Genomic DNA, 21,311 nt, shown 5'->3' with positions numbered 1-21,311 from the left:
GAGAGTCTTCTTGATTATCTATGGCTATTATAGAAGTAGGAAGAATATGTGTAAAGACTAAAGGAAGAGAAGCTGGGCAAAAGTGTGTTATTCTCGACATAATAGATAATAACTTTGTTCTAGTAACAGGTCCTAAAAAGGTATCAGGTATAAAAAGAAGAAGAACTAATTTGCTTCATTTAGAACCGACAGATAAGAAAATAGATATTAGTAAGGGAGCCTCAGATGAAGAAGTAGAGAAAAAACTACAGGAAGCTGGACTCTTAGATTTTGTAAAGGAAAAAGTTAAAATAAAGATTCCAGTGATTTGAATGAAATTTTATGATTTTATATATAAGATAGATAATTTTTGTTATTATCAAAATCCTTGGATAATTAAAAAAGAGGAGAGTACATCTGAAAATTTTGGTATATATCCAGATAAAAGAGATTTAAATACACTTATTACGAACTCAATAATAAATATCGACAAACCTCCTGGACCTACAAGCCACGAAGTGGCTTATTGGATAAAAAGGATGTTAAAAGTAAACAAAGTTGGTCATGGTGGGACCCTAGAACCCTTTGGGGTGGGGTTATCCCAAAGTAACAGGTGTTCTACCAATTGGTATAGAAAATGCTACTAAACTTATCACTTACGTAACAAAGTCAGGAAAGGAATACGTATGCCTCATGCGTGTCCATTGCAATACATCTATGGACACATTAAAATCCATACTAAAGGAATTAGAAGGAGAAATTTATCAGAGACCTCCAGTAAGATCATCAGTAAAGAGGAGATTAAGAACAAGAAAGGTGAATAGTATAGATATTTTAGATTATTCTGAAAAATTATATCTGCTTAAGATCTCATCCTCTCCAGGCACTTATATGAGGAAATTATGTCATGATGCCGGAATAATATTAGGATGTGGAGCCCATATGATAGAGCTTAGAAGGACAAGATCTGGCGCATTCAGTGAGAAAAATATTGTTACGATGCAAGAATTAGCTGAGGCTATATACATGTGGAGAAACTGTAGGGATGAAAGCGAACTAAGGAATATACTTATACCAATGGAGTATGCATTATGTGGAATGCCAAAAGTTATTGTCGATGATTTTGCTGTTAATTCCGTAGCATATGGTGCGTCAATTAACGTCCCCGGCATAGTTGCATATCAAGAGTTTAAAAAAGGAGATACTGTAGCGATCATAACTCTCAAAGGAGAAGCTGTAGCAATAGGTGAATCGGTTATTAATTCAGCAACCCTTAATAATATGGAAAAAGGAGAGGTAATAAGACCTAAGAGAGTGATTATTTCAAAGGATATATATCCTAAAGCGTGGAAAAAATGAGCTTTATAGTAGCGGAAGTGGTAAACGGAGTTCCTCTATCACTTCTAAGTCATCCGGGTCTATTCTCAAAAAGAAAATTGGATCTAGGAACAAGAGTATTTCTAGAAAATATAGATATCCCAGATGAGGGAAAAGTTGTGGATTTAGGGTGCGGATATGGACCAATAGGTATTTACCTTGCCCTAGCTAATCCGAGACTTGAAGTATTTATGTTAGACAGCAATCCTTTAGCTATAAGAACATCTACGAGTAATGTCGAAAGATACGGATTATCACAAAGAGTTCATGTATATAGAAGCGATATTTTGTCAGCTTTAGACGTAGATGTAGAAGCAATTTTCTCTAATCCCCCTCTTAAAGGGGGAACGTTATTCTTAGAGAAAATGGCAGAGCAAGCAAGTAAAAAGGTCAAATCCAACGGTTATGTAGAAATAGTTGTGTATAAAGGAGAGGAAAATGCTATTTATTATCTTTCTAAATGGTTTAGCCACGTTTACGTGAAAAAAAGAGTAAAGGGGTATTCTATTATAAGATCAGACAAATAGCGGTATAGATAATAATTAAAGCAAATACATGTAATATTATTGTGCCGGGGTGCCCGAGCGGACCAAGGGGCTAGCCTTGAGAGCTAGTAGGGAAAACCCTGCGCGGGTTCAAATCCCGCCCCCGGCGCATAGGGTTATCTCCACAATTCTAATACTACCTTTCACTTCTCGATATATCTCCACATAGTTAGCTAAGGAACCGATGTAAGTCTAATTTCATCATAATTCATGTTCTCCCTTATGGAAAACATTGGAAAGAGATTAGATTAGTAGTTCCAATATTTCCGTTTAGGACTAGCTACGTGAAGGAGAATTACCATTTTCCTCAGAAGACTTCATCCGCTAAACTTACGATAATATTGTTAACTATGATCTCTAGGCCTGTTTAACATCCAATTATATATTGATTGAGAGCAAAACTCTCAAATTGTGTGGGATTGTCTATTCTATAGTTATTCGAGCAAGAGTTAGCTATGAAAATAGAAAGCTATCTGAAAGGTCGAACAGTTCGCTTCCATAAAGCGAATTTTGAAAGATAGACATCTAACAGTTTTTAGCTTCAAGTTTTAAGTGTCGATCTATATATTTGACCGTAAAATAACTTGGAAAAAAATTTTAGGCAGATTAAGATTTAATTAATTGCGGTCGTCGTCTAGCATGGAATAGGACGTCAGCCTCCCAAGCTGATGATCCCGGGTTCAAATCCCGGCGGCCGCATATGTTGTTTTGCTATTATTATAAAAGAAGAATCAAAACTAACCCTATCATATTAAAATATAATTTAAACAATTAGCTATAATATACAGAAGATTGTAGCTCAAGCAAAATCCCTTTTGACTACCTCCTAGTGTATATTGTTATATTGTCTTTGATTTAGAAGAATAAGCTAAGAATCTCCATCCTCTAAGAAGAGAACTCAAGGATTTTCCAGGATTTAATTAATCAGCTCAATAAACAGACTATAAACCTTAGATAGAGAGTATCTAATATATTCTAGTATGCAAGATATGTCAGCAGAAGGGTTATCGATGTAGAAACGTTGTATCATATAATCTCGAGAATGCTGCTAATATTTATAGATTTGAGGAAAGATATCATATGAGGAGCCTTAGTAATATAGAATCATTTAAGTAGAATAAACTCTATCATAATACTCATCTTCATCCCTTCAACTTAAGTTAAACTTCTACGCCGGGGACGGGATTTGAACCCGTGTGTGGTTGCCCACACCAGCTCTCCAGGCTGGCCCCTTGGTCCGCTCGGGCACCCCGGCACAATAATAGAAAAAACTCCTATTTTTTTTTACACTAATTCGATCTCGATATAAACGTTTTCTGGCACTCTTACTCTCATTAACTGTCTCATTACTCTTTCGTCAGCCGATATATCTATAACTCTCTTATGGATATTCATTTCCCATTTTTCCCACTTCTTTCTTCCTTCGCCATGTGGCAACTTGGTTATTGGGACTTCCATCCTCTTTGTGGGAAGAGGTATTGGTCCTTTCATGCTTATTCCTGTCTTATCAACAATTGTCTTTATCTGATTCACGACGTAATTCAAATCATCAACACTATTACTCCAAAGTCTAATTCGTGCTTTACTTGGCATAAATAACACCTAAAAAAGAATTAACTATTTTATCTCAACTTTCACAGGTTTTACATCTGTTATTATACCTACACCTACAGTTTTACCCATATCTCTCATAGCGAAACGTCCTAATGGTGGAAACTCATTATACTTCTCTACACTTAGGCTCTTTATTGGCTTAAACTTGACTATCGCAATATCCCCTTGCTTTAAGAACTGTGGATTCTTTTCTAATTCTTTTCCAGTCTTTGGATCTAGCTTAGACATTATTTCAGTTACTCTACATGCAACGCTAGCTGTATGTATATGTAGAACCGGAGTGTAACCAACCGCAATAGCTGTAGGATGCCATATTACAATTATTCTAGCTGTAAATTCGTCTGCAACCGTAGGCGGGACATCTAGATGACCAGCAACATCTCCTCTTTTTATATCTTTCTTATCTACACCTCTGACGTTAAATCCTATGTTATCACCAGGTTCTGCCTTTTCTAGTCTTGTATAGTGAGTCTCTATAGATCTCACATCTCCCACCTTGCCCGCTGGCATAAACACTAACCTATCATTAACCTTTAGGACACCGCTTTCTACTCTGCCTACGGGTACTGTACCTACACCAGACTTGGTATAAACTTCTTGAATTGGGATTCTAAGGGGTTTATCGACTGGTTTAGGCGGAATTTCAAAGTTATTTAATGCGTCGTCTAATGTTGGACCATTATACCATTTCATATTCTCTGAACGCTTAGTTATATTCTCGCCAGTAGGCGACACTACAGGCACAAAAACTACTTTACTCATATCAAAACCAAAGCTCTTCATAAATTTACCTACGATATCAGATACTTCCTTGAATCTCTTTTCGTCATACGGTGGATCCGTCAAGTCCATTTTAGTTACTGCTACTATTACTTGATTTATACCCATGGTTTTAGCGAGAATAATATGTTCTCTTGTCTGTCCCTCTGCACTCATCCCAGCCTCAAATTCACCTTTCTTAGCTGAAACTGCAAGAATTGCTGCATCGGCTTGACTAGCTCCTGTAATCATATTCTTAACGAAGTCTCTGTGTCCAGGTGAGTCAATTATTGTAAAGAAGTATTTGCTGGTCTCGAATTTCATGAAAGTTAAGCTTATTGTAACTCCTCTTTCTCTTTCTTCTTTTAGCTTATCTAGCAAAAACGCGTACTTTTCTGATTCCTTACCTAACTTCTTAGCAGCTTCCTCAGCTTCTTTTACAGTCTTCTCATCTAGGAATCCCTTTTCCATTAACAGCCTTCCCACTAAAGTACTCTTTCCATGATCTACATGACCTATTACGATTAAGTTCAAGTGTGGCTTCTGTGACATAGCTTACCCACTCTTCACGCAATCTGATCTATGAGCGTCATTATAAAAAATTAGCTATTATCTTGAGCTTAGAGCTATTCTTTCTGTCTCTTCTCTTTTCTTAACTGCAAAGCTCTTTGGATCATTCGATGATGCAGCGAGAATCTCGTCGGCAAGAGCCTCATCTATTGGCTTAGGATTATTGAATGATGAAGATCTAGCGCCTTCTACAAGATATCTTATAGCTAAATCTACTCTCCTCTGAGGAGAAATATCCACAGCAACGTAGTACACTATTCCTCCATACATTATTCTAGTAACCTCCTCTCTAGGTGAGGAGTTCTCTATAGCTTTAACTAGAACTTGAATAGGGTTTTGGCCAGTTCTACTATAAATAATCTCGAATGCGGCCTTAACTATATTATATGCTAGAAACTTTTTACCTTGATTTCTTCCAGGCTTCATTAGCTGATTTATCAATCTCTCAACTATAGAAACTCTTGATCTTCCGAATCTCCTATGCTCATGACGCCCCCCTGAATGAGGTAAATAGATTGGAGATAGGGAAATATATTTCTTTAGACTTGGATCTCTTATTTCTACTTTTGAATCCCATTTTCCAAATATTTTTATATCTATTTTACTTAGTTCATTGTCACTCATTATGTTCACCTTTACTCATTGAAAAGGCTGTAATATAACTAACTGTTCATGAAGGATTTAATATTTTTATGACCAATAGATAACATGATAATGGCAGAAGACGAATACGTAAAAGTAGATAGAGTTGACGCTTTCATCTATCCTATAGATGGTCTACCAGTTATGGTATGTTATTTAGAAGATGGAAGGGAGTTTAACTTGTTTTATGTTCCAGTAGAAATTGTAATGGCGATAAATAAACTAAAAAAACAAGTATCATCAGAAGAAGAGAATATTTTTACGAATAATAGAGAAACTATTTATGATATTTTATCATTCATACCAGAAGTAGCTGATGAAATTTCTCGTCATATAAATAAAGTTACTATAGACGATATTAGTGGTTCTATATATATAGCGACTATAGAGCTAAAATTTGATGGCGTTATAATACAGAAACGAATGATACCTAGCCATGCAATATTCCTTGCTACAATAAGTAATAAACCTGTTTTCGTAAAGAGAGACTTAGTTGATGACCAAGAAAAAGAAAGAAGAAAGGGTGGAGAGGAAGAGAAAAAGTAGTTATCTCACTGGTTTCTGTTTCTTACCTTTATATAAGGCGTCCAAAGAAACTCCGTTAACAAGGACAACTTTATATCTAACACCTGGAAGATCTCCCATTGATCTACCTAAAGTACCTCCTATACCTGCTATAACTACCTCGTCATGCTCATCGATGAAATTTACTCCACCATCACCAGGGACAAATGCAGTGACCACTCTACCATTTTTCACTAGCTGTACTCTTACGCATTTTCTTACTGCAGAATTAGGTTGCCTAGATTCTATGCCAACCTTTTCAAGAACAATACCTCTAGCCATCGGAGCTCCTTCTAGTGGATCAAATTTCTTCTTTATCTGAAGTACTCTAGTCCTAAAAGATCTCTGACTCCATCTAAACTTTAATCTTCTTATTTTTAACTTTCTTGACGCATATAAACCTTTAGGTGATTTTCCTGCCAAGTCTAACCCTCTTACACAACGACTACTGAGTCTATATCCATGTATCTTTTTAAAATTAATTTAGCTCTAGTCACGTTCTTACCACTCTTTCCTATGGCTAATCCTTTATCTTGCGGATCTACAGTAATATAGATTGTTTTCTTCGTATCACTGTCTACTACTTTTACACTTCTAACTCTAGCCGGTGCCATGAGGTTCTTTGCCATATCCTCTAAATTATCACTATATGCTACTATTTCTATATCTTTCCCTATAGCTTTCCTAAGTCTCTTAACATTTGCACCTGCTTTACCTATAGCTAAACCCATCTCTTGTGCTGGAACAAGAAATATAATCCTCCCATTTTCTTCATCAAGAATACAGTCCTTTGCTGTTACTCTAGTTACTTCCTGAAAAAGAGACATATACCTTATCTCTTCCTGCGTTAATTTGATCTCTGGCAATATATACACCTCATCTACGTTATTGATTTACCTACTTCCATTATTTTAGAGTCCCCTAATTCCTCTACTCCAATAGTCGATACCATAAAAGGTTTTGCCGTAAGTGTACCTAAATTCCATCCGCTACCTTGATATTCATAGACTGGAATTCCAGAAAGTTTAGCGTAATGTATTATATCTGACCTTATATCTGTACGAAGCGTTGATGCAATTACTATAGCTTTTAGTTTTCCTGACTTAAGCGCTTTTATTGTTTTTCTACTTCCTAAAATTACCTTTCCAGTTTTTAGAAGAGTTCTTAATTCTGTTTCAAATGTTATCTGTTGAGACACATATATCACCTTGTAGCCGGTTTCATTGAAAGCTCAACCATCCCGGTTCCAAGTTTAATAGGTTGGCCAATAATAATATTTTCTACTACTCCCTTAAACTCTTCCACGTCTCCTCTTGCTGCAGCATCTAGTAAATGCTTTACAGTAACCTCAAATGCTGCTCTGGCAAAGACACTAGTTTTCTCTCCTGTTACTCCATGTCTTCCGATCTGCCTTATGTCTCCAGTCCTGGTCATTATATCTGATACAAGCTCTATATGTCTTGCGTCAACGTCTAAACCTTGTTCGTCTAGGACTTTCTTAATTTCTTTAGCTATGAGCTCACGACCGGCTTCTAACCCTAGCGTAACCTCTACCTCATGGAGGTTATTAGTTTCAACTCTTGAAACGTCCACTCCTTTTATACCCAATACACCGTCTAGGTTAGAACCATCGGTTATAATTACATATTCCTCGCCATTTTTCTTAACTATAGCCCTTCTTATGCCTTTTAACCCCTTTATTTTAGTTGAAAGTATTTTCTCTCTAGCCTTAAATAGGCCAGTAACACTATCCATATTTTGAAATATGATATTAAGAGTAAACTCGTCCTCTCCTTGCTGAATCTCAAATTCGCCTAATTTTAATTTCTTGATAGCTTTAGTGACATCTTCTACCTCGACTCCCTTATCTTGAAGCATCTTAGGATCTAAATGGATAACTACTGCCATTGAATTAATATCTATAGACGTTGAGTCTACAACGCTTTCAACTCTTGTATATTCTATCTTTCTTGCTACGCTAAGTGCCTTCTCTTTATCACTTTTAAACTCATCAGTTAAATAAATCGTCATCATAGGAGTTGACGGAATCTTCCTAGCATCAACAATCTCAATCAACCTAGGAAGTCCTAACGTCACATTTAACTCTCTAACACCCGCATAATGGAATGTCCTTAAAGTCATTTGAGTACCTGGTTCGCCAATTGATTGAGCGGCAACTACGCCAGCAGCTTCTCCTGGATGGATAAGAGAGGAACTATAATCTCTTAATGTTAACTCTATTATCTTATCAATTTCTTCCTTAGAAATCTGAGCGGGATAATTAGATATTGAGTTTTTCAATTTATTAATTATACCTTCTGGTAAAATACTAGATATCTCCTCTAATTTCTTTTCTAAATATTCCTTATCAGTATCTAATATCACTTTTATCACCTCTTACTACCAACAATTCTTTCAACAATCCTATCTACATCAACTGTCTTACCATGTGCACTTAACATTGGATTCACACCATCTCCCCCATAAAAGGTTTGAATAACCTCACCATAAAGAGTTCTAACAGTACCGTCATATTCTATACGGAGATCTGATAACGCATTAATAAGACGCCTTTGCATATAACCGCTTTGAGACGTTCTAACTGCAGTATCGACTAGTCCCTCTCTACCGGCAGCTGCATGGAAGAAAGTCTCTATAGGATTGAGCCCACTTCTGAACGAAGAGTATATAAATCCTCTGGCTTCTGCACTTATATCTCCGCGCTTAAAGTGCGGTAATGTTCTCTCATAGTAACCACGGGATATTCTTTCACCTCTTACAGACTGCTGACCTAACATAGCAGCCATTTGAGTAATGTTAAGAACGCTACCTCTAGCTCCAGTTCTAGCCATTACATATACGTTATTAAATGGATCTAATGAAGATGTAGCTATCTCACCTGAATCATTTCTTAGTTTATCTAGGGTATCTAGAATATAATTCTCCAAACTTTCCTCTAACGTTCTTCCAGGTATTTGCTCTAACTCTCCCTTATTGAATCTTTCAATAAGTTCTGAAACTTGTGATCTAGCTTGCTCCACTCTTTCTGCTATCTTTGCTGAAGCCTCAGAACTTATTGTAACATCGTTCAACGTCATTGTTAGCCCATGCATCTCTATATATCTTATAAATGCTTTGAATATATTGTCCATAAGCCATAAACCATAGTCCTCAGAATATTCCCTTATTAACCAGTGTAAGATACTTTCTGGCTGCTGGTTCCCTAGAGCTTTCTTATCGAATACTCCCTCAAGTAATTTCCCATTCTTTATAACTATATATGAATCATGAGGGCAGTCCTCATCTTTACATGCTCTAGCTCCACTTGATATATTTGCTTGACCATGGAAGTTAAAATCAGATGGTAAGAATAGGCTAACTACCTGCTTACCAGTGTATAATCTTTTAGGAGCTAGTATTGCAGGTTCTTCTAAGACCTTAGCTAAAGATTCCTCTGGTATGTCAGATACGCCCAACATTGTCTGTAATTCTTGCTCGGTTACCAGAGTCGTTTTCACTGTGAGTAAATACGCACCGCTTATATAGTCCTGTGCTGAACCAATAATCGGGCCTCCATATCTTGGAGTAAGCATATTTCTATGAACTATCATAAGCTGTTTTGCCTCTGCTATTGCCTCTTCGGTCTGTGGAATGTGAAGGTTCATCTCATCTCCATCAAAGTCGGCATTGTACGGAGGACATACTAACAGGTTAAGTCTAAATGTCCTTCCAGGAAGAACCTTTACTCTATGAGCCATCATAGATATCCTATGTAATGATGGTTGCCTATTGAAAATTACAACATCTTGATCTATTAAGTGTCTCTCTACTACAAAACCAGGAGTTAGGGTTGATGCAAATTCCTTTCTATCTTTAACGTAACGTAAATCTATTCTCTTTCCATCAGCTTTAATTACGTAATTTGCTCCAGGCCATTTCTCTGGACCATTTATTACATATTCTCTCAGCCTTTCTATATTCCACTTGGTTACTCTCTCTGGAACTGTCAAAACTTTAGCAACATCCTCTGGTACGCCAACCTCGTCTATACTGATATTAGGATCAGGAGAAATTACCGTTCTTGCAGAAAAGTCAACTCTCTTTCCTGATAGATTTCCTCTAAATCTTCCCTCTTTTCCCTTCAATCTCTGAGCTAAGGTTCTAAGCGGCCTCCCAGATCTATGCTTAGAAGTGGGTAAACCTGGTATTTCGTTATCAAAGTATGTCGCGACATGATATTGTAACAAATCCCAGAGGTCTTCAACGATTAGTTGTGGTGCTCCAGCATCAATACTCTCCTTTAATCTCTCATTTATTCTTACTATATCTACAAGTTTGTGAGTTAAATCGTCTTCAGCTCTTATTCCACTCTCGATCATAATTGAAGGTCTAATCGTGATCGGAGGAACTGGTAGAGCTGTTAAAATTGCCCATTCAGGTCTACTGTTCTTCGGATCATAACCTAGTAATTCTACATCAGAATCAGGTATTTTCTCTAATCTATCTCTAATATCTGTTGGAGTTAATCTTACTAGCCCCTCTTTTCTTTCCTCGTAGAAATTATATGGCTTCTCAAGCTTTATCTTAAATTGCTTCTCGCCACAATGAGGACATTCTTGAGCCTTTATTGACATTTTTTTGACATATTCTATAAGCCTTTTTGCCGCTGAAGGCCATCTTCCTTTAATAGCGGAATAAATCCTTACGTATCTATCTATTTCATCATCTGTCAGTTTTAGTCTTCCACACCTTCTGCAAGTAGCTCTAAGAAGATCATATATCTGCTTAACAAAACCGATATGAATAACTGGTCTTACTAACTCTATATGCCCAAAATGACCAGGGCAACTGCCCATAACATTTCCACAAGTTGGACATCTTTGCCCAGGTTCTATTACGCCAAGCCTTGGATCCATAACACTGCCTTCTATTGGTGTTCCATCTTCATCGTAGACATCAGATGTTATTATCGCAGTTACTGACATCTTTCTTATTTCTTCTGGTGAAAGAACGCCAAATTTTACTCCCTTAATTATTTTCTCATCCATTATTTTCACCTTTTAATGAGACTTTATCCCCAAGTACAAGCCTAGGAGCTATAACCATACTCATAAGCTCCTGTAGTAAGAGTTTAAATGCGTATGAAATTGTAACAGGGTACAAATTAGCCTTATCACCATGTATTGGACAGATTAGCCTATTCTTATTTCTATCGTACCAACCAATGTACCCACATTGATCACAAACATATACTGTTGCTTTATCAGAGTTATCAAGAAGTCTATCTTTTATAACCATTGCTGCTCCATACCCTATTAGACAATCCCTCTCCATTTCTCCAAATCTGAGCCCACCTTCTCTTGATCTACCCTCTGTTGGTTGTCTAGTCAATATCTGTATTGGACCTCTTGCCCTACCATGCATTTTATCAGCTACCATATGATGAAGTTTTTGATAATACACTATGCCAAATAGAGTCCTACCCTTTATTTTCTGAGCCGTTCTACCATCATACACTACTTCTGAGCCATCTTGCAGGTAACCATTTTTTGGAAACTCTTTTATTAGCTCGTCTATTGATATACCATAAAAGGGAGTAGCGTCAACCTCATGTCCAGTAATTGCTGCATATTTTCCAGCTAATGCTTCCATTATCTGGCCTAATGTCATTCTTGAAGGTAATGCATGTGGGTTAAGTATAATATCAGGTACTATACCCTTTGTGGTGTATGGCATATCGGCTTGCTGAATTAACATACCAATAACTCCCTTTTGCCCATGTCTAGTGGCAAACTTATCTCCTAGTTCTGGAATTCTTAAATCTCTCACCCTTATTTTTACAAGTTTATTTCCTTCGGAAGTCTCAGTTATCAGAACTAGATCTACAGTACCTTTTTCTCCATGTCTAGTAACTATAGATGTATCTCTCTTAGCCTGTTCTGGAGAGAGTTCCTTAAATTCCTGCAGAAATCTTGGAGGACTTACCTTACCTATTAGTACATCGCCTCCTTTCACATCAACCTCAGGTGGAACAATACCATTTTCGTCAAGTAATCTATAGTATTCCTTGCCTTTATACCCTCTTACTCCTGGTTCAGGCAAGAGTATCGTATCTTCTTGTCCTCCTGGATACTTAATTTCCTCAGCAGAATATAGCCTAAAGAACGTTGATCTAAACATTCCTCTATCTACTGACGATTTATTCATTATTATAGCATCTTCCATATTATACCCAGTAAAAGACATTAATGCAAATATCACATTATTGCCAGCAGGCCTTCTGTTATATCCAATGACTTCCAAAGCTTTTGTCTGAACTAATGGTTTTTGTGGATAATGTAATAGATGTGATCTGCTATCTGTTCTTAGTTGATAGTTAGCTGCATATAAGCCAAGTGCTTGCTTGGCCATTGCGGATTGATATGTGTTCCTAGGTGACTGATTATGCTCGGGATATGGAGTAATTGAAGCAGTAATCCCAAGCATAGCAGGAGCCCATATCTCTAGATGGGTATGTTCAATCGTTAATTGTGATGGCTCTAAAGCGATATAGGCGTTTTCCTCTTCTTCTGCATCCAAAAATTCTATCTTACCCTGCTTTACAAGTTGATCAAATGTGTATTCTCCTCTCTTGAGTTTTATTATATCATCCTCAGTTAGGCTAGACTTACCGTCTCTTACGACAATTAGAGGTCTTCTAACTCTTCCACTATCAGTATTAACGTAAACTTCATCAAAAGAGTCAGTAGCTATATGAGCTATATTAACCTCGTCGCTGATATCACCGGATCTTCTCTTTTCCCTTATCTTGTCAGCTAGTTCGTCTCCATTAGGATAATATCCTATCAACCTGCCGTTTAATATAACTTTACTCCATGAGTTATAATCTGAAAGATCCTCACCTTCTTTTCCCTTACTTATTATATCATCTAAAGCTAAGACCCCTAACTCATATAGAGCTTTCTCAATGACTTTCTCATTAACTCCTACGGAGATCTGAGCCAAAAGAGCGATGTTCTTAACTAGACCACTGTTTGGACCCTCTGGTGTCTCAAAGGGACACATTCTTCCCCATTGAGTTCCATGAAGATCTCTAGCCTCAAAGTTGGGTTGTCCTCTAGCTAGAGATGATATATTCCTTCTTAAATGACTTAACATTGAGAGCCAATTTGTCCTATCCAATAACTGACTTACTCCAGTTCTTCCTCCTACCCAATTTCCAGTAGCCATGGCATGCCTTATTCTCTCTGAAATTATGTCTGGTCTAACTAATGCTGTTAAAGTGAGTCTACGTCCTCTTACCTTCGACTTTTCAAGTTGATAGACTAAATCCTTAACGAAAGCCTTAAATGCCACCCTAAATAAGCTAGAGAAAAGATCGCCAGCAAGCTTTAATCTTTTGTTAGCATAATGATCTTTATCATCGGGAGTTCTTCTTCCCATCTGTAGTTCAATTATCTTAGCAATGGCAAATCCTAAATAGTAAGCCTTTCTTTTTCTGTCCAAGGGAGAAGTTCCCAAATGAGGTAAAAAGTATCTATCTATGATTTGTTCCGCTTTTTGTACTCTATTTTCCTTTTTCTGACCTATAGCTACTCTATTCCCTATAAAGTCTAGGGCATCTTCCTGATTAGCGATAGAGCTAGCTTGTTCAAGAGAAGGAAATAACTCGTTCTGAATAGATGGGTCAAAGGATACCGCATATGTTATTTCCATATCGCTTTCCAAACCTAGTGCCTTCATTAAAATAGCAAAAGGAATTCTACCTGGAACTGCAGGAAAAGATATGTGTACTGTAGAATCTTTCATTCTTTCTATCGTAACTGGAACTCTATATCCAGATGTACTAGATATTATTTTTGCTGTATGAGTTATATTGGATCCAGACTTTCCCTCATCTACCAAGACTCTATTACTTGCTAAATCTTCTTGTGTTACGATAACTTTTTCGCTACCGTTAATTATAAAGTAGCCTCCTGGATCTCTCGGATCTTCTCCTATTTCTATTAGCTTTTCTGGAGGATAATCTGTAGCCGGATCAGCTATAGATTTAAGCATGATAGGTATATCTCCTATGTATACATCTACTGGTTCGCCTTCAATATTGTTCTCTATTGGTGTCATAGTAAGAAAAACTGGTGCTGCGTATGTGAGATTTCTTAGCCTTGCCTCCATTGGAGTTATTTCTCTATCTCCACGATCTGCCTCTCTAACTCTAGGTTTGCCTACTGTAATCTTCCCTAGCTTAATCTTTAGCCCAGGTATTTCAGTAGCGATCTCTCCTTGCTCATCTATTATCTCTTGTAATTTGTTTCTAAGGAAGTCATTGAAGGAATCTAAGTGCTGCCTAACTAAACCTCTGGATTTAAAGAACGATTCGACTATTGACCATCTATCATCTATTGAGAGCATTCAATTCACCCACTCACAACATATCTATAAATAACTGTCTCTCCTATTACTGGACTTTTCCTAATTATTCTTACTATATCTCCCGGTTTTCCTCCTATTGCTTTAATTACTGGATCTGAAGCTTTAATCCAAGGAAGCTGTTCTGGCCCTATTCCTAGCGTCTTCAAAACACTGTATGCCTCCTCAATAGACAAAACCTCATGCTTAGGAACTAGAGAGTGTACCCTAGGATCTATTTTCTTAGAAGATGAACGCATAAGCTACACCTGGTAGATAAACTGGCTTATTACTTACGAATATAAAAGATTAGCTTAACATTGAAAGGAGTTTTCTTGTACTATCTAGCATGGATTTTGCGTTATGATAAATTTCATCATAACTCAGGTTTATTCTCGAAACTCCCTGTTGTATTGCTTTTGAGCCTACAGATGCTGCAACCCTTGGATAAACCTCCCATTCAGTCATATTTGGAATTATATAGTTCTCAGATATCCCTTTTTCCCTAACGAAAGCAGATAGTTCTCTAGCCGCAGCTATTACCATATCGTCTGTTATAGTTTTAGCTCTAATATCTAAGGCACCTCTAAACACAGCAGGGAATATTAGGGAGTTATTAATTTGGTTTGGGAAATCGCTTCTTCCAGTTCCAACAACTCTTGCGCCCGCCTTTTTTGCCTCTTCTGGCCAAATTTCTGGAATTGGATTAGCTAAAGCGAAAACTATGGCATCTTTATTCATAGTTTTTATCCATTCTGGTTTTATTACATTTGGTCCAGGCTTAGAGGCTGCAATCAAAACATCAGAGCCATTGAATGCTTTTTCTAATTCGGTTATATGGTCTCCATTAGTTTGTTTTAAGATCTGATACTTCCACGGATTCTCATTCTTTATAGTATCTTCATCTTGTCTACCAATATATAGAGGTCCTCTAGAATCAATCATTATCATATTCTTATATGGTATTCCATATTTATTGAGAAGATTAGCAGTAGCAATATTCGCAGCTCCTGCACCGTATAATACAACTTTAACGTTTTTTGTATTTTTCCCTGTTAATTCAAGAGACGTTATTAGTCCTGCTAATGTAGCCCCAGCTGTACCTAACTGATCGTCATGCCAAACTGGAATCTCTAACTCTTGTCTTAATCTTTCTAGAATGTAGAAACACTTTGGACTTTCTATATCTTCTAAGTTAATTCCGCCGAACGCCGGTTGAATATATTTTACAGTATCGACTATCTTATCTGCATCTTTAATCCCTAACGGTATTGGTATCGCGTCTACACCACCTAGAAATTTAAAGAGAAGCGCTTTTCCTTCCATAACTGGCATTGATGCCTCTGGTCCTATATCTCCTAATCCTAATACCCTAGTGCCGTCAGTTACTATAGCTATAGCATTCCATCGATATGTATACTGGAAAGAAAGATCCTTAGACTTGCTAATTTCCCTAGATACCGAAGCTACACCTGGAGTATAAAGAATGGCAAAATCATCTAAAGATTTTATAGGAACTTTAGGAATTACCTGGATTTTTCCCTTATATTTTGCAGATACTTCTACTGCTAGTTTATCGTAGTCCAATCTATTCACACTAAATGAAGAGAATTTGTGCTTAAAAATAATAACACTGCAACGAATGTATATTAGTTCTTATTTGGTGATCGATTTGTCAGAGCTGAGGTTAAGGCAACCTATAGTTGTAGTTTTGGGTCACGTTGATCATGGAAAAACTACTTTGTTAGACAAGATAAGAGGTACAGCACTAGTGAAGAAAGAACCTGGTGAGATGACACAGGAAGTAGGAGCTAGTTTTGTGCCAAGATCTGTTATAGAAAAAATTGCGGAACCACTAAAAAATATTATTCCAGTAAAGCTTGAAATTCCTGGTCTGCTCTTTATAGACACTCCAGGTCATGAGTTATTCTCTAACCTTAGAAGAAGGGGAGGTAGTGTTGCTGATATAGCTATTTTAGTAGTAGATATAACGGAAGGGTTCCAGAAACAGACCGAAGAATCTATAGATATTCTGAAAGAGAAAAAAGTACCTTTTTTAGTTGCTGCTAACAAAATAGATAAAATACCTGGTTGGAAGCCATTAGAAAATGCTCCATTTATTACATCATTAAAAAAACAAAGTTCTGCAGTACAGAAGAAACTTGATGAACTTCTATATAATCTAGTTCTACAATTGGCTACTTTGAACTTTAACGCTGAAAGATATGATAGAGTTTCTGACTTCACAAAGATGATATCTATAATACCTGTATCAGGTAAAACAGGAGAAGGTATACCAGAACTTCTAGCTATTCTAGCAGGTTTAACCCAAAGATATATGCAAGGAAAACTAAAGTTCGTTGAGGGACCTGCTAAAGGCGTAATTCTTGAAGTAAAGGAAGAACCAGGATTAGGACACACAATTGATACAATAATCTATGATGGAATCTTAAGAAAAGATGATACAATAATCTTAGGTGGAATAAACGGAATAATTTCAACTAAAGTTAGAAGTATTCTTCTTCCATCCCCCCTTCAAGATATGAGAATGGCAAAAACAGGCTATAAGTCAATAGATGAAGTATCAGCAGCCGCAGGAGTTAAAATAGCCGCACCTAATCTAGAGGAAGCACTAGCTGGCTCACCGGTATATGCTACTCCAGAGAGTAATAAGATCCAAGAAATTAGGAAAATAATCGAAGATGAAATTTCTAAAATAAGGTTCTCAAAAGATGTTCTTGGAATAGTTGTTAAAGCTGATAGTTTAGGCACTTTAGAGTCAATAGTTAATGCATTGGAAAAAATGAAGATTCCTGTAAGAGTAGCTGATATAGGTCCGATTTCTAAGAGAGATGTAATAGAAGCTGAACTCTCAGCCAAAGAGCATGAGGAATATGGCATTATAGCTGCCTTTAGAGTAAAGACTCTTCCGAACCTCGATACGTCTAAAGTAAAAGTAATATATGGAGATATAATATATCAACTAATTGATGACGTAGAGAAATACATTACTGATGTATTAGACAGAAAAAAGAGAAGAACGCTTGACAGCCTTATTTTACCAGGCAAATTTGAGATTCTTCCAGGCTATGTTTTTAGAAGAAGTAATCCTATTATAGTTGGGGTTAAAATTTTAGGAGGTATCGTAAAACCGAAATATCCTGTAATTACCTCTGAAAATGTTAGACTTGGGGACATACTTCAAATCCAAGATAATAAGAAGAGTCTTGACAAAGCCACGGTAGGTATGGAAGTCGCAATGTCAATAAAAAGTAATGCGATGATTGGAAGACAAGTATCTGAGGGCGAGATATTATATACAGATGTATCAAAAGAGGATTTAGAGATTCTTGTAAATAACTACAAGTCTAGTATAACAGATGATATGAAAGAAGTAATTCAAGAAATAATAAAAATAAAAAGAAAGGATGACCCTCTATATGGATTAGGCATTAATTTGTAACTCCTCTGAAAAGAATATAGATATTTCTTTTAACGCTTTTTCGGGTGAATCAGATGCGTGAATAACATTCTCTGATTTGCTTAATGCGAAATCTCCTCTAATTGTGCCAGGCATTGCATCCTTCGGATCTGTGCTTCCAATCATTTTTCTTAAAACACTTACAGCTTCATCTCCTTCTATAACCATACAAACAACTTGGCCAGAAGTAATATAGGAAACCAGTTCCTCATAAAACGACTTTCCCTTATGTTCCTCATAAAGTCTTTCCGCCATCTCCCTGGACATTTTAAGCATTTTCATAGATACTATATTAAGCCCCTTTTTTTCTAACCTAGAAATTATCTCGCCAATTAGATGTCTTTTAACACCATCAGGCTTAATCATAACAAAAGTTCTCTGCGCTACCATTACCTAACCCTCATATATGACTTTGTCCACTTTAGTCTCTTTGGATCTTTATGATATCTTAACATGTACTTTCTGCATTTAGCTGAACAGAACCAAAGTATTGTACCATCTACCTTAACATGCATCATTCCAGTACCGACTGGAATTGTCTTTCCGCAAAAGTTACAAGTGTGAGGTATAGGTGGCATTATATTCTCCCTAATTAGACTTTTGAGTGAAGTATTTAAGTGAATTGCTTAAGGTTATATACTGATCAAACCTTGAGTGAAAAAACCCGTGAAACATCTTCAATAATAGAGGAGTTTGGATTCCCTGCAGAAGTTATTCAAGTTCTAGATAGGACAGGAGTTACTGGAGAGGTAACTCAAGTTAGAGTAAGAGTTTTAGAAGGCAGAGATAAAGGAAGAATATTAACAAGAAATATTAAAGGCCCTGTAAGACTAGGCGATATAGTGATCTTGAGAGAGACTGAAAGGGAAGCTAGAAAGCTAACTACAAAGAGGTAAATACATGCCTCTATTTTTATTATCTTCTCCATTAGCTTTGCATATTTTAACTCAAATAAGAAACAAAGATACCGATCAAATTAATTTTAGAAAAGGAATGGTAAGATTAGGAAGATTAATTGGATATAAAATAGTTGATACAATGGACTATAAAGTTATTGAAATAGAGACTCCATTAGGAGTAAAAACTAAAGGAGTAAAAATATATGATATGGATAACGTTGTGATTATAAATATATTACGTGCCGCCACACCGTTGGTAGAAGGCCTTCTTAAGGCATTTCCGGCAGCTAGACAAGGAGTAGTGACTGCGAGAAGAAAAGAAATAGAAGGAAAAGAACCCCCATCGGAGATGGAGGTTGATATATATTATAAGAAAATTCCAGAAATACGAAGTGGAGTTGATAATATCATTATTACGGATCCAATGGTAGCTACGGGTAGTACTATGTTAAAAGTTATCAATGATATTATAAATATGCAACCTAAACGAATATATGTAGCCTCGGTGATCGCGTCACAATATGGACTAAAGAGAATTCTAGAGAGTTATCCTGATATGTTTTTCTTTACCGTTGCAGTAGACCCTGAACTAGACAATAAGGGATATATTATTCCGGGTCTAGGGGATGCCGGTGACAGATCCTTCGGATGAAGAACTAATTGAAATAGCTCTAGGAGCGTCTAAAAACGCCTACGCTCCTTATTCTAAATTAAATGTAGGGGCGGCCATTCTAACAGAGGATGGTAAAGTTTTCTCTGGATGTAATATAGAAAATTCCTCTTATGGCTTATCTATATGTGCTGAAAGAGTTGCTATATTTAAGGCTATAAGCGAAGGCTATAAGAAGTTTAAGAAAATAGCGGTGATATTAAGTGATAATTCTGGTATAATGCCTTGTGGTGCGTGCAGGCAAGTACTTGCAGAGTATGGTGATATAGAAATTATTACATTAGATCAGAAAGGAGGAATAGTTAAGTATAAATTAAGTAATTTATTACCTAATTCATTTAGGTTATACAAGTGAGGGTTTATGACTAAGATAGGTCTAGAAGTTCACGTTCATCTCAATACATTAAGGACAAAACTCTTTTGCTCTTGTTCGGCTTGTTATGTAGGAAAAGATCCAAATACCGTTACATGTCCTGTATGCTTAGGTTTGCCGGGAGCTATTCCAGTTCTTAATGAGGAAGCTCTAAAGAAAGCTATAATGGTCGCTGTAGCACTAAATTGTAAAATTGCTCCAAAATTACTTTTTACTAGAAAACATTATTTTTATCCAGATATGGCTAAGAATTATCAGATTTCACAGTACGACGGCCCAGGAAGTATGGCTATAGCCAAGGACGGTATCGTTAATATAAGCGGTGAAAATGTGAGAATAAGAAGAATAAACATAGAGGAAGACCCTGCTAAGTCCGTATATCCAACTGGTTCAATGCTTAACAGTAACTACACACTCCTCGATTACAATAGATCTGGCGTTGGATTGTTAGAGATAGTTACTGAACCGGATATAACAGGAGCTAAAGAGGCAAGAATATTCATGGAAAAATTACGTTCTATTCTTGAACATCTCAATGTATGCGATTGTGAAATGGAAGGATCAATGAGAGCGGATGTAAATATCTCTGTAGAAGGAGGAGAAAGAGTAGAAGTAAAAAATGTTGGTTCAAGTAAGGACGTAGAAGATGTAATCAAATATGAAATAGCTAGACAAAGAGCGGCCATAACTCAAGGTATTAAAATACTTAGAGAAACAAGGCATTGGGACAACGACAGAAAAGTAACAATTCCAATTAGGTTAAAGGAATCAGAAGAAGATTATAGGTACTTTCCGGATCCAGATTTACCACCTTATGAAATATCAGATAATTATGTAAAAGCAATCATATCTGAAATGCCAGAACTTCCTGATAATAGAGCCAAAAGATTCGTTAAACAATATGAAATTACTGAATATGATGCAAACGTTCTAGTAATGGAGAAAGCACTAGCAGATTTTTTTGAAAAAAGTGCTAAATATTATAATAACTATAAAAAACTTGCCAATTTGCTCATTAATGATTATCTCAGATGGCTAAATGATAGAAATCTAAAGATCGCAGACTCTAAAGCAACTCCAGAAAGTATAGCAAAGTTAATGAAGATGCTAGATAATGAAAAAATTACCATTAAAATAGTTAAGCAAATATTACCTGAAATTATCGACGGAAAAGATCCAGAAGAGATTGTTAAGGAAAGAAATCTAATAGCAATCACTGATAGGAGTTATATCGAAAGAATTGCAAGAGAAGTAATAGAACAAGAGAAAGAAGCCGCGAAAGCTGCGAAGAATGACCCTAGAGTAATTAACTATTTAATTGGAAAGATAATGAAAAAAACTTCAGGAAAAGCGGATCCAATTTATACGAGAGAAATTGTATTACAAATAATAAATGAATTATAACTCTTGATATTTTTCACAGCGTGGG

General features: G+C 36.5%; 23 protein-coding genes and 3 tRNA genes. 12 read left to right on the top strand and 14 right to left on the bottom strand.

Translation table 11 applies throughout. The features are described 5' to 3' along the window. Positions 1-20: 20 nt before the first annotated feature. The 6 genes from CM19_RS09160 to CM19_RS09140 all read left to right on the top strand — a co-directional run bounded on the left by CM19_RS09160 (position 21) and on the right by CM19_RS09140 (position 2,600). Positions 21-311, top strand: coding sequence for a 50S ribosomal protein L14e (locus CM19_RS09160; protein WP_048100144.1), 291 nt, complete (start codon positions 21-23; stop codon positions 309-311). After that, positions 312-626: a tRNA pseudouridine synthase A gene (locus CM19_RS12795; RefSeq protein ID WP_081801257.1), complete on the top strand. Its 315-nt coding sequence runs from the start codon at positions 312-314 to the stop codon at positions 624-626. It abuts the gene before it with no gap. Beyond that, positions 565-1,338 (top strand): RNA-guided pseudouridylation complex pseudouridine synthase subunit Cbf5, encoded by a 774-nt coding sequence (locus tag CM19_RS09155; RefSeq protein WP_048100143.1) that lies wholly within the window; start codon positions 565-567, stop codon positions 1,336-1,338. Before CM19_RS12795 ends, CM19_RS09155 begins: the two co-directional genes overlap by 62 nt. Next, complete coding sequence (locus CM19_RS09150) at positions 1,335-1,883, top strand: class I SAM-dependent methyltransferase (protein ID WP_048100142.1); 549 nt, start codon at positions 1,335-1,337, stop codon at positions 1,881-1,883. Before CM19_RS09155 ends, CM19_RS09150 begins: the two co-directional genes overlap by 4 nt. A 43-nt stretch (positions 1,884-1,926) precedes the next feature. Continuing rightward, positions 1,927-2,010, top strand: a tRNA-Ser gene (locus CM19_RS09145). Between the two features lie 514 nt (positions 2,011-2,524). Continuing rightward, positions 2,525-2,600: transfer RNA gene (locus CM19_RS09140), tRNA-Gly, on the top strand. A 472-nt stretch (positions 2,601-3,072) separates the two neighbouring features. On the opposite strand, the gene CM19_RS09135 is transcribed toward CM19_RS09140, so the two are convergent. From CM19_RS09135 to CM19_RS09120, 4 genes are all read right to left on the bottom strand, one after another. Further along, positions 3,073-3,156: transfer RNA gene (locus CM19_RS09135), tRNA-Ser, on the bottom strand. Positions 3,157-3,185: 29 nt separating this feature from the next. Then, complete coding sequence (gene rpsJ / locus CM19_RS09130; RefSeq protein ID WP_048100141.1) at positions 3,186-3,494, bottom strand: 30S ribosomal protein S10; 309 nt, start codon at positions 3,492-3,494, stop codon at positions 3,186-3,188. Between the two features lie 24 nt (positions 3,495-3,518). Then, positions 3,519-4,826: a translation elongation factor EF-1 subunit alpha gene (gene tuf / locus CM19_RS09125; protein ID WP_048100140.1), complete on the bottom strand. Its 1,308-nt coding sequence runs from the start codon at positions 4,824-4,826 to the stop codon at positions 3,519-3,521. Between the two features lie 57 nt (positions 4,827-4,883). Then, complete coding sequence (locus CM19_RS09120; RefSeq protein ID WP_048100139.1) at positions 4,884-5,468, bottom strand: 30S ribosomal protein S7; 585 nt, start codon at positions 5,466-5,468, stop codon at positions 4,884-4,886. A gap of 84 nt (positions 5,469-5,552) precedes the next feature. On the opposite strand from CM19_RS09120, the gene CM19_RS09115 reads away from it, so the two are divergent. Beyond that, the gene (locus tag CM19_RS09115) at positions 5,553-6,032 is read left to right on the top strand and encodes a bifunctional nuclease family protein (protein WP_048100138.1); all 480 of its coding nucleotides are present in this window, start codon (positions 5,553-5,555) and stop codon (positions 6,030-6,032) included. Here the strand turns inward: CM19_RS09115 and CM19_RS09110 are convergent, their stop codons facing one another. From CM19_RS09110 to CM19_RS09075, 8 genes are read right to left on the bottom strand one after another with little or no spacing between them, the layout of a single operon-like run. After that, positions 6,033-6,473, bottom strand: a complete 441-nt coding sequence (locus CM19_RS09110; protein WP_048100137.1) for a 30S ribosomal protein S12 — start codon at positions 6,471-6,473, stop codon at positions 6,033-6,035. A gap of 11 nt (positions 6,474-6,484) precedes the next feature. Then, entirely contained in the window at positions 6,485-6,916 is a 432-nt protein-coding gene (locus CM19_RS09105) for a NusA-like transcription termination signal-binding factor (RefSeq protein ID WP_048100136.1), read from the bottom strand. A 14-nt stretch (positions 6,917-6,930) separates the two neighbouring features. Continuing rightward, positions 6,931-7,248: a 50S ribosomal protein L30e gene (locus tag CM19_RS09100; protein ID WP_048100135.1), complete on the bottom strand. Its 318-nt coding sequence runs from the start codon at positions 7,246-7,248 to the stop codon at positions 6,931-6,933. Positions 7,249-7,253: 5 nt separating this feature from the next. Next, positions 7,254-8,435 (bottom strand): DNA-directed RNA polymerase subunit A'', encoded by a 1,182-nt coding sequence (rpoA2, locus tag CM19_RS09095; RefSeq protein ID WP_048100273.1) that lies wholly within the window; start codon positions 8,433-8,435, stop codon positions 7,254-7,256. 5 nt (positions 8,436-8,440) lie between these two features. After that, positions 8,441-11,098 (bottom strand): DNA-directed RNA polymerase subunit A', encoded by a 2,658-nt coding sequence (gene rpoA1 / locus CM19_RS09090; protein WP_048100272.1) that lies wholly within the window; start codon positions 11,096-11,098, stop codon positions 8,441-8,443. Further along, complete coding sequence (locus CM19_RS09085) at positions 11,091-14,462, bottom strand: DNA-directed RNA polymerase subunit B (protein ID WP_048100134.1); 3,372 nt, start codon at positions 14,460-14,462, stop codon at positions 11,091-11,093. Before CM19_RS09085 ends, rpoA1 begins: the two co-directional genes overlap by 8 nt. Positions 14,463-14,467: 5 nt before the next feature. Further along, a complete protein-coding gene (locus CM19_RS09080) occupies positions 14,468-14,719 on the bottom strand; it encodes a DNA-directed RNA polymerase subunit H (RefSeq protein WP_048100133.1) in 252 nt (83 codons plus the stop codon). Positions 14,720-14,768: 49 nt separating this feature from the next. After that, positions 14,769-16,046, bottom strand: coding sequence for an NAD(P)-dependent malic enzyme (locus CM19_RS09075; protein WP_048100132.1), 1,278 nt, complete (start codon positions 16,044-16,046; stop codon positions 14,769-14,771). 55 nt (positions 16,047-16,101) lie between these two features. Here CM19_RS09075 and infB point away from each other — a divergent pair, with 55 nt between their 5' ends. Continuing rightward, a complete protein-coding gene (gene infB, locus CM19_RS09070) occupies positions 16,102-17,922 on the top strand; it encodes a translation initiation factor IF-2 (RefSeq protein ID WP_200869401.1) in 1,821 nt (606 codons plus the stop codon). On the opposite strand, the gene ndk is transcribed toward infB, so the two are convergent. Then, on the bottom strand, positions 17,905-18,330 hold the full coding sequence (ndk, locus tag CM19_RS09065; RefSeq protein WP_048100131.1) for a nucleoside-diphosphate kinase: 426 nt from the start codon (positions 18,328-18,330) through the stop codon (positions 17,905-17,907). The two genes, infB and ndk, sit on opposite strands and share 18 nt — an antisense overlap. Then, a complete protein-coding gene (locus CM19_RS09060) occupies positions 18,330-18,518 on the bottom strand; it encodes a 50S ribosomal protein L24e (protein WP_048100130.1) in 189 nt (62 codons plus the stop codon). Before CM19_RS09060 ends, ndk begins: the two co-directional genes overlap by 1 nt. Positions 18,519-18,590: 72 nt before the next feature. On the opposite strand from CM19_RS09060, the gene CM19_RS09055 reads away from it, so the two are divergent. The 4 genes from CM19_RS09055 to gatB are packed head-to-tail and all read left to right on the top strand — an operon-like array spanning position 18,591 to position 21,286. Beyond that, positions 18,591-18,836 carry a 30S ribosomal protein S28e gene (locus CM19_RS09055; RefSeq protein WP_048100129.1) on the top strand — a complete coding sequence of 82 codons (246 nt, stop codon included), beginning with the start codon at positions 18,591-18,593 and terminating at the stop codon, positions 18,834-18,836. Between the two features lie 4 nt (positions 18,837-18,840). Beyond that, entirely contained in the window at positions 18,841-19,491 is a 651-nt protein-coding gene (gene upp, locus CM19_RS09050; RefSeq protein WP_048100128.1) for a uracil phosphoribosyltransferase, read from the top strand. Further along, positions 19,466-19,864 carry a cytidine deaminase gene (locus CM19_RS09045; protein WP_048100127.1) on the top strand — a complete coding sequence of 133 codons (399 nt, stop codon included), beginning with the start codon at positions 19,466-19,468 and terminating at the stop codon, positions 19,862-19,864. Before upp ends, CM19_RS09045 begins: the two co-directional genes overlap by 26 nt. Positions 19,865-19,870: 6 nt before the next feature. Then, positions 19,871-21,286: an Asp-tRNA(Asn)/Glu-tRNA(Gln) amidotransferase subunit GatB gene (gene gatB / locus CM19_RS09040; RefSeq protein WP_048100126.1), complete on the top strand. Its 1,416-nt coding sequence runs from the start codon at positions 19,871-19,873 to the stop codon at positions 21,284-21,286. Positions 21,287-21,311: the final 25 nt, after the last annotated feature.

It is taken from the genome of Candidatus Acidianus copahuensis, assembly GCF_000632495.1.
Lineage (GTDB): Archaea > Thermoproteota > Thermoprotei_A > Sulfolobales > Sulfolobaceae > Acidianus > Acidianus copahuensis.
This window is presented reverse-complemented; position numbering and strand designations above follow the sequence as displayed.

Coding starts and splice junctions, on each gene's coding strand:
- CM19_RS09160 (WP_048100144.1), top strand. CDS start 21: ATGGCTATTATAGAAGTAGGAAGAATATGTGTAAAGACTAAAGGAAGA.
- CM19_RS12795 (WP_081801257.1), top strand. CDS start 312: ATGAAATTTTATGATTTTATATATAAGATAGATAATTTTTGTTATTAT.
- CM19_RS09150 (WP_048100142.1), top strand. CDS start 1,335: ATGAGCTTTATAGTAGCGGAAGTGGTAAACGGAGTTCCTCTATCACTT.
- rpsJ (WP_048100141.1), bottom strand. CDS start 3,494: ATGCCAAGTAAAGCACGAATTAGACTTTGGAGTAATAGTGTTGATGAT.
- tuf (WP_048100140.1), bottom strand. CDS start 4,826: ATGTCACAGAAGCCACACTTGAACTTAATCGTAATAGGTCATGTAGAT.
- CM19_RS09120 (WP_048100139.1), bottom strand. CDS start 5,468: ATGAGTGACAATGAACTAAGTAAAATAGATATAAAAATATTTGGAAAA.
- CM19_RS09115 (WP_048100138.1), top strand. CDS start 5,553: ATGATAATGGCAGAAGACGAATACGTAAAAGTAGATAGAGTTGACGCT.
- rpoA1 (WP_048100272.1), bottom strand. CDS start 11,098: ATGGATGAGAAAATAATTAAGGGAGTAAAATTTGGCGTTCTTTCACCA.
- CM19_RS09085 (WP_048100134.1), bottom strand. CDS start 14,462: ATGCTCTCAATAGATGATAGATGGTCAATAGTCGAATCGTTCTTTAAA.
- CM19_RS09080 (WP_048100133.1), bottom strand. CDS start 14,719: ATGCGTTCATCTTCTAAGAAAATAGATCCTAGGGTACACTCTCTAGTT.
- infB (WP_200869401.1), top strand. CDS start 16,102: ATGTATATTAGTTCTTATTTGGTGATCGATTTGTCAGAGCTGAGGTTA.
- ndk (WP_048100131.1), bottom strand. CDS start 18,330: ATGGTAGCGCAGAGAACTTTTGTTATGATTAAGCCTGATGGTGTTAAA.
- CM19_RS09060 (WP_048100130.1), bottom strand. CDS start 18,518: ATGCCACCTATACCTCACACTTGTAACTTTTGCGGAAAGACAATTCCA.
- upp (WP_048100128.1), top strand. CDS start 18,841: ATGCCTCTATTTTTATTATCTTCTCCATTAGCTTTGCATATTTTAACT.
- CM19_RS09045 (WP_048100127.1), top strand. CDS start 19,466: ATGCCGGTGACAGATCCTTCGGATGAAGAACTAATTGAAATAGCTCTA.
- gatB (WP_048100126.1), top strand. CDS start 19,871: ATGACTAAGATAGGTCTAGAAGTTCACGTTCATCTCAATACATTAAGG.